General features: G+C 41.2%; 11 protein-coding genes. 9 read left to right on the forward strand and 2 right to left on the reverse strand.

The window, feature by feature from the left end:
- The first annotated feature begins 32 nt into the window (after positions 1-32).
- From B5D06_RS03970 to B5D06_RS03985, 4 genes are all read left to right on the forward strand, one after another.
- Positions 33-1,436, forward strand: a complete 1,404-nt coding sequence (locus B5D06_RS03970) for a C1 family peptidase (RefSeq protein ID WP_078736725.1) — start codon at positions 33-35, stop codon at positions 1,434-1,436.
- Between the two features lie 723 nt (positions 1,437-2,159).
- Positions 2,160-2,777, forward strand: coding sequence for an HAD family hydrolase (locus B5D06_RS03975; protein ID WP_078736726.1), 618 nt, complete (start codon positions 2,160-2,162; stop codon positions 2,775-2,777).
- A 208-nt stretch (positions 2,778-2,985) separates the two neighbouring features.
- Positions 2,986-3,198, forward strand: a complete 213-nt coding sequence (locus tag B5D06_RS03980) for a hypothetical protein (protein WP_078736727.1) — start codon at positions 2,986-2,988, stop codon at positions 3,196-3,198.
- 129 nt (positions 3,199-3,327) lie between these two features.
- Positions 3,328-3,753, forward strand: a complete 426-nt coding sequence (locus tag B5D06_RS03985) for a hypothetical protein (RefSeq protein WP_078736728.1) — start codon at positions 3,328-3,330, stop codon at positions 3,751-3,753.
- A 114-nt stretch (positions 3,754-3,867) separates the two neighbouring features.
- Here B5D06_RS03985 and B5D06_RS03990 read toward each other — a convergent pair whose 3' ends face one another.
- Positions 3,868-4,581, reverse strand: a complete 714-nt coding sequence (locus B5D06_RS03990; protein ID WP_078736729.1) for a 6-phosphogluconolactonase — start codon at positions 4,579-4,581, stop codon at positions 3,868-3,870.
- A gap of 165 nt (positions 4,582-4,746) precedes the next feature.
- On the opposite strand from B5D06_RS03990, the gene B5D06_RS03995 reads away from it, so the two are divergent.
- The 5 genes from B5D06_RS03995 (at position 4,747) to B5D06_RS04015 (ending at position 8,713) form a co-directional block, all read left to right on the forward strand.
- Positions 4,747-5,925 (forward strand): aminotransferase class I/II-fold pyridoxal phosphate-dependent enzyme, encoded by a 1,179-nt coding sequence (locus B5D06_RS03995; protein WP_078736730.1) that lies wholly within the window; start codon positions 4,747-4,749, stop codon positions 5,923-5,925.
- An 11-nt stretch (positions 5,926-5,936) separates the two neighbouring features.
- Entirely contained in the window at positions 5,937-6,614 is a 678-nt protein-coding gene (locus tag B5D06_RS04000) for a DUF452 family protein (protein ID WP_078736731.1), read from the forward strand.
- Between the two features lie 12 nt (positions 6,615-6,626).
- On the forward strand, positions 6,627-7,403 hold the full coding sequence (gene bioC, locus B5D06_RS04005) for a malonyl-ACP O-methyltransferase BioC (protein WP_078736732.1): 777 nt from the start codon (positions 6,627-6,629) through the stop codon (positions 7,401-7,403).
- A 28-nt stretch (positions 7,404-7,431) separates the two neighbouring features.
- Positions 7,432-8,436, forward strand: coding sequence for a TlpA disulfide reductase family protein (locus B5D06_RS04010; RefSeq protein WP_078736733.1), 1,005 nt, complete (start codon positions 7,432-7,434; stop codon positions 8,434-8,436).
- Positions 8,437-8,503: 67 nt separating this feature from the next.
- Positions 8,504-8,713: a TM2 domain-containing protein gene (locus B5D06_RS04015; RefSeq protein WP_078736734.1), complete on the forward strand. Its 210-nt coding sequence runs from the start codon at positions 8,504-8,506 to the stop codon at positions 8,711-8,713.
- Positions 8,714-9,212: 499 nt separating this feature from the next.
- Here the strand turns inward: B5D06_RS04015 and B5D06_RS09065 are convergent.
- A partial coding sequence (locus B5D06_RS09065; RefSeq protein ID WP_234989551.1) for a hypothetical protein occupies positions 9,213-9,508 on the reverse strand: 296 nt, incomplete at its 5' end.

A 9,508-nucleotide genomic window follows, 5' to 3' on the forward strand; every position in this document is an offset into this window, starting at 1 on the left:
AACACGAACTTTTTATTATAAACTATTTTTTTATGAAGAAACAAACGATAGCTATTGCCTTGGCTTTTTTCTCTTCAATGGCAACAACTTCTTTGTGGGCACAAGTGGGCAAGGGGGGCTTAGATACAGAAGCCCTGAAAACAATCCGTCAAGGATTTCAAAACACTCCTGCGGAAAGAGCTTTGCGTAATGCAATCTTGGCCAATGGTATGACTTTTACAGATGGAAGTAATACGGTTAAACCCGACGGACGTTTTTCACATCGAGTAAAGAGTAAGGGTGTAACCGACCAGCAGAAAAGTGGTCGTTGCTGGCTTTTTACGGGATTGAATGTGCTTCGTGCAGATCTTATCAACCAACATAAAACGGGCGAATTTTTCTTTTCTCACAACTATTCATTCTTTTGGGATCAGTTAGAGAAATCAAATCTCTTTTTGCAGGGGATTATCGATACCCGTCGTAAACCTATTGACGACCGTACTGTAGCATGGCTTTTTGCACACCCTATAAGTGACGGTGGTCAGTTTACGGGAGTTTCAGATAATCTCGTGAAGTATGGAGTTGTCCCTGCCGAGATTATGCCCGAAACTATCAATAGCAACAATACGAACAAACTCTCAGGTGCAATCGCTACGCTGTTGCGTCAGACGGGTATTCGTATTAGAGAGGCTGCTGCAAAAGGGGCTTCTGAAAAGCAGTTAGAGAAACAAAAGATAGAGGCTTTACAGTCTATTTACCGTCTTTTGGTTTTGAATTTGGGAGAACCTCCTACGCAATTCTCTTATACATTGCGAGATGCCGAGGGTAATGCGATTAGTACAAAAGAGTACACCCCTCAAAGTTTCTACAAGGAGTTTGTGGGTAGAGATCTTAGAGAGGAGTATGTGATGCTTATGAACGACCCTTCTCGTCCTTTCTATCAAACCTACCAAATAGAGTACGATCGCCATATGTACGACGGGAAAAACTGGACGTACATCAACCTCCCTATAGAAGATTTGAAGGCTATGGCTATCGCCTCGATTAAGGATAACACCATGATGTATTATTCTTGTGATGTAGGCAAAGAGTTGGATAGCAAAAATGGTATCTTGAGTTTGAAGTATAATGACTATGAGTCTTTGCTGGGAGTCCCTTTGACAATGAATAAAAAGGAGCGTATCCAGTCTGGGGATAGTGGTTCTACGCATGCTATGACACTTGTTGCGGTTGATTTGGATGCTCAGGGAAAACCCGTAAAATGGTTGGTAGAGAATAGTTGGGGCAGCACCTCTGGCCATCAAGGACACTTGATCATAACCGATGAGTGGTTCGATGCCTATACTTTCCGTATCGTTGTGGAAAAGAAGTATCTTAATGATACAGCCAAAGGTCTTTTGGATCAAAAGGCTACGTTGTTGCCACCTTGGGATCCAATGTTCCGCTCTGAAGAATAATCTTTATAAAGCAAGGAGAGGGCGTTTTTACCCAACCCTCTGACAATCCTCCGATGTTGGTAAGAGGGGCTCTCGAAAGAGGAGATCCGATTTTACCAACATCGTTTTTTTTGTGGCTCTAAGTTTTTGTTTCGTAGTTAACAAGGAAATGTAAGCCTATTTTGCTTTTCCTCTTGAGGGTGCCATAAGCCTCTCAAGAGGCTTTTTATTGGGCTTAGTCCTTTCCCTAGTGTTTTATGCCCATGAAGTTTGTAATATGAGATAAATAGAATACTTCTATCCTCTTTTTCAGTTAGTTCCTTCCTATAATTTATTCGGTAGAGAGTGAAACTCTATTTGCAATCTGAATATATATATATTCAATCTATAAATATGTATATTCAATCTAAGTATATATATATTCAGATTGAATATAGAGATTTGTTCGAGTGAAAAACAGTATTAGTGACTATCTTTTGTTTTTTTAGAAAGAGAAGAATAAAAGTTTCACTTGAGGTTGTGCAACTGACTCCTTTTGAAAGCTTCTAAGAAGGGGGATAAGCAAGGCTTTCGACATCATTGTAGAGCGAGTAGGGCGATTGCAATTAACCGATTTTCAAACTTGCATCGGAATAAAGAGCTAACTTTGTCTCGTGGTGATAGATGGCTTTGAGAGCGATTTCTGTATAATCTTATGGAATAGCTCTCTCAACTTCTCACCTTTTTAATACAGAGTGTGGTACAATGATAAGAGATATAGTATTTGATTTTGGCGGGGTACTTGTAGACCTTGCTCCCGAGGAGGCGATTCGTCGCTTAGTTACATTAGGAGTGCATGATGCAGACACGCTGTTGGACCCCTATTTGCAGCGTGGTATATTCAAGCTTTTAGAAGATGGAACCTTAACGGTCGACGAATTTGAGCAGGAGCTTAGAAAAACTTACCAAAAAGATTTCACGCACGAAGAGCTATTGTGGGCTATAGGAGGTTTTATAAAAGGTGTGCCCTCCTATAAGTTTGAGTACATCAAGAAACTTAGAGGAGAGTTTAGGATTAGCGTTCTTAGTAATACCAATCCCTATATTTTGGAGATAGTGGATAGCCCTTCGTTTCACAAAAATACTTCTCTTTCTTCTTGGGTGGATCACATTTATGCTTCGTGCGAGATGAACTTGCTAAAGCCCGATCTTGAGTTTTATAAAGAGATGATGAGGCGCGGAGATATGGACCCCGATAAGACATTGTTCTTAGATGATGGGATTGCCAATGTAGAGGCGGCAAGAAAGGTAGGGATAGAAAGTATCCACGTGACAAATGGAGAGGATTGGTGGGAAAAACTAAATAGCGCAATTTTTTGTTAGGCCCTTCTCTTGATTTAATCATTTGATAAATAGATGATTGTGCCTTAATCACAACAAAAAGTATAGAAAAAAATCGTAGGACACTTTCAAATCAAGAAAATTATACTACCTTTGCAACGTTTTGAGAGGGTGTGAGGTTCTCTCAGGTTCGTAAGCAATGCTAAATTATATTGTAAGAACAAGATATTAACTATAAAGTTTTTAAATTATGATGAAGAAAATTTTTGGAATCGCCCTTCTTTCTGTGGCGCTTTTCGCTTGTAATTCAGAAAAGTCTAACGAGACTACAGAAGAAGTACCTGCTGTTGAAGTTGTAGCTCCTGCTGAAGAAGCTGCTCCTGCTGAAGAAGTTGCTCCTGCTGAAGAGACCGCTCCTGCTGAAGAAGCTGCTCCTGCTGAAGAGGCTACTCCTGCAAACTAATAAAGTTTTTTCCTTAGCGGAAAAACACACTACAAATCAACAAAGAAGGGGAAAATATCGAAAGATTTTTTCTCTTTCTTTGTTCGTTTATTTGAGGTTAACTGTTAATTTTAGTGTGATTAGATTATTATGAAGAAGTATTTTGGAATATTGCTATTAGCCTTTTCTTTTGCTGCTTGTACTTCATCTTCTAACGAAGAAACAGCGACTGAAACTTTGCCCGTAGAATTGCAAGCAGAGGAAACTGTACAGCCAGCTCCTGCTTTGGGAGTATGGAAAGGTGTAACTCCTTTGGCAAGTTCTAATGAAAAGGGAGAAACGGAGCAAGAGTTCTCTCTTACTCTAAAGGAAGAAAATAAGTGCGATCTTTTGGGTCTAAAAGAAGATCGTAAAGATGTTCCTTACACTTTTGAAAATGGGAAAATCTTCGTAGAAGAATTCGTTTTTGAATACGCTGATGGTAAGTTATATTTGCTGAACGAAGAGGGAAAGCGTTTCGAGATGGAAAATTGCTATATTCTTGAGTTAGCTCCTGCTGCGACTGCAGAGAAGTAATTTAGGAGAGTGATTTACATTACAAAGAAAAAAGAGGTTCTTGAAAGAAAGAACCTCTTTTTTTTGTCAAATTATTGGAGGAGCGTCGATTGTAAACGCTTACATAAAGCTTGATTAGTAGATGGAATAGCTCTTTTCGCTCATAGACTCGGCATCTGCATAAAGATACATCCAAGGACAAAGGGCCGATAAGTAGTTGGCAGGATATTCTTTAGCTTCGGGCATGAGATTTACGATATTGCCGATAATAAAGCGACTTTTACCACCAAATGCATAGAAGGCAACTGTTTTTGAGGACTCAAGGGTAGCAAAAGTGGTCGTTACAACGACATCTTCACTGTTGGGAATTTGGTTGTGTACATAAAACTCTTCTGTCCAGAAAAGCTCTTCCTGTCCTGGGTATATACCCACTGTGTGTCCTTTTTCGCCCATTTCAATAAGGGCAAAGTCAAAACGAGGCTTGCCATCAATCCGAGGCAAATGAGATAATTCTTCTTTTACATATCGAGTGGCTTCTTGACTTGGTTCTGCCGTCGTATCAATTCGGTGGACATTTTCTTTGGGGATATTGATATGGTTCAGTAAGTGTCCTTCTAAGAGTGTGTGGTTGAAGCCTTTTTTCGGTCCTTGAACAAATTCGTAAGTAAGGTAGATATGCACCTTTTCCCATTGTATAGGAGCTATCGTAAGAGCCTTGTAGATGGGAACGGCATCGATGCCTCCCGAAAAAGCTAAGTGATATATTTCGGATTTCTGTACCTCTTTTGTTATCCGTTCTACAAGTTTAAGGGCGGTTTCTTCGGTTGTGTTATAGCTTATATTGTTCATGTTGTTTGTAATTTGTTCTGTGTAGTCTATCGAAAGAACAGATACAGGGGGGAGTTTTGTTCGTTGTAAAGACTATTTTTCTTATGCAAAAGCTCCGCGACTTCTTTTGTTTTTCATTCTCTTTTGGCAGGAATTTTACAGAAAGAGTGTACTTTTGCGCTACTTATGAAAGAGCATAACAACTCCTTACAGTTACGTATTTCCCGAGAATTGGAGCTTTTGGATAGTACCCAAAGTGCCCGTTCTTTGGAGCGAAGCTACGGTCGCTATGGTAAGTATTGTTGGGTGGGATCGAGCACACTGCTCAATCTCTCGGGCAATGATTATTTGGGACTTTCAGAGAGAGAAGATTTGCGAAGAGCTTTTTTGTCTCTCTACCCCGACTATGCTGTACCTCATGGGAGTACCTCCTCTCGATTACTGTTGGGCAATTACTCTTTAGCCTCTGCCTTTGAGGGGGAAATAGCTCAAGCCCTGAAGCAAGAGGCTGCGTTGCTTTTTAATAGTGGTTATCATGCCAATACCGCCATTTTACCAGCTCTTTCCTCTTTGGAAGGAGTACATATATTGGCCGACAAACTGGTTCATGCAAGTATAATAGATGGGATAAGGCTTTCGCAGGCCTCTTTTGAGCGTTTTCGGCACAACGATTTCAACCATTTAGAAAGATTGCTCTCGCGCTTGGAGAGTGCTAAAATACCTATTGTGGTGGTAGAGAGCCTTTACAGTATGGATGGGGATATAACCAATCTTAAGGCTTTAGTTGCCTTAAAAAAGAGATTCCCAGAGCTTATTTTGTATGTAGATGAGGCGCATGCTATAGGAGCCATCGGGAGTAATGGCTATGGCGTGGCAGAGGAGCAGGGCGTTTTACAGGAGATAGATATATTGGTAGGTACTTTTGGTAAAGCCTTGAATAGTATGGGGGCTTATGTGGCTACGAGTACGCTCCTCAAACGTTTTTTGATCAATAAGGCTCGTCCTCTTATATTCTCTACTATGTTGCCCGAGGCTACTATTGCATGGAGTCGTTTCCTCTTTAATTTATTGCCCTCGTTTACAGTAGAGCGAGCACAACTTAGAGCTCTCTCCTCTTGGGTGCACAGCGGCATAGCCTCTTCGGAGTATCGAACGTGCGGAGACAGTTATATCGTTCCCTTACTCTTAGGGAGTAATGAGGCTTGTTATCAGATGGCTCTGCGGATGCAAAGTGCAGGTTTTGAAGTACGTCCTATTCGTTATCCGACAGTACCTAAGGGAGAGGCACGCATTCGTTTATCTCTAACGGCAAGTATGACAGAAAAAGATTTACTCCCTTTAATAGATCTACTGCGCAATAGATAAATACTGTTTTTATGCGTACTACATTGTTTACATCTTCCTCTGAAATATCGGCATCTCGACTTATCCTTTTCTTTAATGGTTGGGCTATGACCCCCGCTTCGGTAGAGCATATCGCCATTCCCGAGGGTTACGACCTTCTCTCTGTCGAAGATTATAGAAATGATGATTTTTCTTTCGATTTTTCTCCCTATCAAGAGGTGCTACTTGTAGCCTGGTCTATGGGAGTATGGGCTACACAGCGACTCTCTTCTCTGCAAAAATTACCTATCGTAGCGAAGGCGGTAGCTATAGCTGGCACTCCTTTACAGAGAAATGATGAGTATGGGATACCCAATGCCACATTCGATGCCACTTTGGAAAGTTTGAACGAAGAGAATAGAGCGCGTTTTAATCGTAGAATGTGTGGAGGGAAAAGGCTTGTGCATCTTTTCGAGGCTCTTGCTCAACGCTCTACCGAGGAGATAAGGGAAGAGTTGGCTCGAGTGCAGGGGGCGTCTCAAATTACTTTGCCTACTGAGGGAGAAAAGGCAACACTCTGGACGAAAGCACACGTGCCCCTCAAGGATAGGATTGTACCTCCTAAAAATCAATTAGCCTATTGGAATAGGGTGGGGGTGGCGGTAGAAACTCATCCAACCGACGACCACTATTTATTTCATAAGATTAAATCTTGGGTAGAACTGGTTTAACCTTGCGTTGCGATGGAAACAAAAAAGCGTATTAATAGAGCTTTTAGTGCTGCGGCATCGAGTTACGAACAGTCTGCTATTGTGCAGAAAGAGGTAGCCAAACGCCTGGCTTCTCTACTTCCTGAGAATGTTTGCCTGCAAGAGGTGTACGAATTTGGCTGTGGTACGGGGCTATTGACGCGAGCTTTGGAAGAGCGTTGTCAAGTAGAGCATTGGAGTATCAATGATTTAAGCCAGGCTATGATAGATAGCTTACCTCCATTGAGAGATAAGTCTCCCCAGCTTTTGGTCGGCGATGCCTTGGAAGTTACTCCTTATCATAGAGTAAAAACATTTGATCTTATAGCTTCTGCCTCTACTTTACAGTGGTTTTCAAATCCTTTGGAGTACCTTTCTAAAACTATACCTACGTTAAAAGATGTTGGGACTTTACTTTTTTCTACCTTTGGGGCAGATAATCTCTACGAATTGAGAATGTTGACAGGACGGGGCTTGAAATATCTCTCTATGGATGAAATCGGGGAGTTTCTAAATAGACACTTCCAAGATGTTACACTCTTTGAGGAGCGTATTGTCCTCTCGTTTCCAGATTTGCTAACTCTCTTCCGCCATTTGAAAGCAACAGGAGTAACCCAACTTTTAGATAACTCTACACCTTCCGTTCTGAAAACACGTGAGGGTTTACTGCGTTTAGAGTCTCTTTATAGGGAGCGTTATGGGCATCCCGATGGAAGACTTGCGCTGACCTACCATCCGATATACATCAAGGCAACAGCCCCCAAAAGATAGAATAGTACCAATTATACATAGTGTAAACATGAAAAAGATATCCATTTTCTCTTTGCTACTTTTATCGGTAGCCCTTTTTATTATCTCATGTCGTAATAAGAATGTTATAAAAGCGACATTTCCGCAAGAACTTATCGGTTCGATTGTTTATATTTACGACGTTCAAAATGATAGTAAGATAGATAGTCTAATTGTAGAAGAAACCTCTTTTGAGATGCCTTTTACTCCCGAAAAGGAGGTGCGTCTGTTACAGATTCTTGTGGGCAATCAGAGAACTTACTTCGTTCCCGAGAAAGGCGTATTGCTTTACAACCATGAGTTGGGGGTTGTTACAGGCACTCCGCTTAACGAAAGTATAACTGCATTCATACAGGGTATTCTTTCTTCGCTCAAAGGGGGAGCAGAGCATAAGGAGTTGTTTGCACAGTCGAAAGAGTTTTTCTTAGCTCATAAAGATACCCAGGTGGGGGGGATAGGCTTGGAGTTTGCGCTCTCTTTTACGGAGGAGGTAACCCCATTCCATGAATTATTACAACAGGCTTCACCTGTTATCTTAGCACTTCCCCGTATGGCGCGCATCAAAAAAACACTGGACAATTTGGAAAAGACTCAACCAGGAAAGAAGTTTATCGATTTTGAAGGCACCGATAAGGAGGGCAATAAAATATCGATAGGAGAGTACTTGGCACAGGGACAATATGTATTAGTAGATTTTTGGGCTTCTTGGTGTCGCCCTTGTAGACGAGAGATTCCTTTCCTGAAGAAAGTGTATGATAAGTATCGCAACAAAGGGCTTGCTGTTTTGGGTGTAAGCGTTTGGGAGAAAAAGCTGGAAGACCATCTAAAAGCGGTCGAAGAACTGGGAATTTCTTGGCCTCAGCTTATAGATAGTCAGGATATAGCTACCGAGCTTTATGGTATAGCAGGTATCCCTCAAATAATGTTGGTAGCCCCCGATGGCACTATAGTGGCACGTGATCTTGGTCAAGAGACTATAGAGGCTGCTGTGGCACCCTTGTTCGAGAAAAAATAGTGCTATCCCTATTGGAAGAGGGCATTTAGTCGGAAAAAACAGGTTAGAAAAATAAACAGATCAAACTATGAAAGAAAAAAGTACAGCAACTCTTTTTGCTATTTTTTTAGGTTCTTTGGGGATACACCGATTTTATTTGAATGATGTAGGAATGGGGGTATTGTATCTTCTCACGGGAGGATTGTGCGGAATTGGTGCTATAATTGATATTGTCAGACTGGTACTAATGACGGAAGAGGAGTTTAACTATCGCTACAACAGACCTCCTAAATACTAAACACCACATACCTTTTTCACTGGAGATTTACTTCTTCTTGTCAAAGGTTCTGTATCAATGAAAATAGGACTAATACTCTCAAACGAGTGTTAGTCTTTTTTGCCTTTTTCTAATGCAGAGTATGTTTTCCAAGTGCATTTTTCCGTAGCAAGAACAACGCCCATCAAGAAAAGTGTTACCTTCGCGGACAAGAAACAAAAAATAGCATTAAAATATCATTGATATGGCAGCCGTATTATTTCCTTTTGTATTCGTAATGTTTGCAGTATTTACTCGTAACAATGCTCCGAAGAAATGGAATAATGCTCTGCGGATGCTCTATTTTTGCTCTAACAAGAAGAAGAGGGGTCGGAGAATGTTCTATTGCATTCTAAGCTGAGAGGCTTTTCGAGCGTAGCTCTCTCGTAAACCGTATAAACCTCACTGTATGATAGGATACAGTGAGGTTTTTATGTATGTAAAAGTCGATTTTTAGGAGGAACTATCAGAGGAAAGGGCATTAGAGAGAGGATGAGAGGTAAGTGGATGAGAATGAGAGGAATTTGCGGAATGTTGCGGTGGTTTGCATTGGAGTGTAAAGAGCAGAAGATGTGGATTTATGCAGAAGTTCCGTTACCAAATCATTAGTCGATTCGTTGAATGGTAACGGTGGGGCAAAAGGAGGTAACCGAAGAGGGTTTTGTCGGTCTTGAACTTTTTCTCTTCTGCGGTGCTGATGCTCTATGACACAATGTTTTGCGTAACAGAGAACGCTTCGGTAACGGGTAACTTTGCCCATAAAAACAGAAGCGTATG

Source organism: Porphyromonas circumdentaria (genome assembly GCF_900167105.1).
GTDB classification, from domain to species: domain Bacteria; phylum Bacteroidota; class Bacteroidia; order Bacteroidales; family Porphyromonadaceae; genus Porphyromonas; species Porphyromonas circumdentaria.

Bases quoted from the DNA above. Each gene is read 5' to 3' on its own strand.
- B5D06_RS04010 (WP_078736733.1), top strand. From the start codon at position 7,432: ATGAAAAAGATATCCATTTTCTCTTTGCTACTTTTATCGGTAGCCCTT.
- B5D06_RS03990 (WP_078736729.1), bottom strand. From the start codon at position 4,581: ATGAACAATATAAGCTATAACACAACCGAAGAAACCGCCCTTAAACTT.
- B5D06_RS03995 (WP_078736730.1), top strand. From the start codon at position 4,747: ATGAAAGAGCATAACAACTCCTTACAGTTACGTATTTCCCGAGAATTG.
- B5D06_RS04015 (WP_078736734.1), top strand. From the start codon at position 8,504: ATGAAAGAAAAAAGTACAGCAACTCTTTTTGCTATTTTTTTAGGTTCT.
- B5D06_RS03975 (WP_078736726.1), top strand. From the start codon at position 2,160: ATGATAAGAGATATAGTATTTGATTTTGGCGGGGTACTTGTAGACCTT.
- B5D06_RS03980 (WP_078736727.1), top strand. From the start codon at position 2,986: ATGATGAAGAAAATTTTTGGAATCGCCCTTCTTTCTGTGGCGCTTTTC.
- B5D06_RS04000 (WP_078736731.1), top strand. From the start codon at position 5,937: ATGCGTACTACATTGTTTACATCTTCCTCTGAAATATCGGCATCTCGA.
- B5D06_RS03970 (WP_078736725.1), top strand. From the start codon at position 33: ATGAAGAAACAAACGATAGCTATTGCCTTGGCTTTTTTCTCTTCAATG.
- B5D06_RS03985 (WP_078736728.1), top strand. From the start codon at position 3,328: ATGAAGAAGTATTTTGGAATATTGCTATTAGCCTTTTCTTTTGCTGCT.
- bioC (WP_078736732.1), top strand. From the start codon at position 6,627: ATGGAAACAAAAAAGCGTATTAATAGAGCTTTTAGTGCTGCGGCATCG.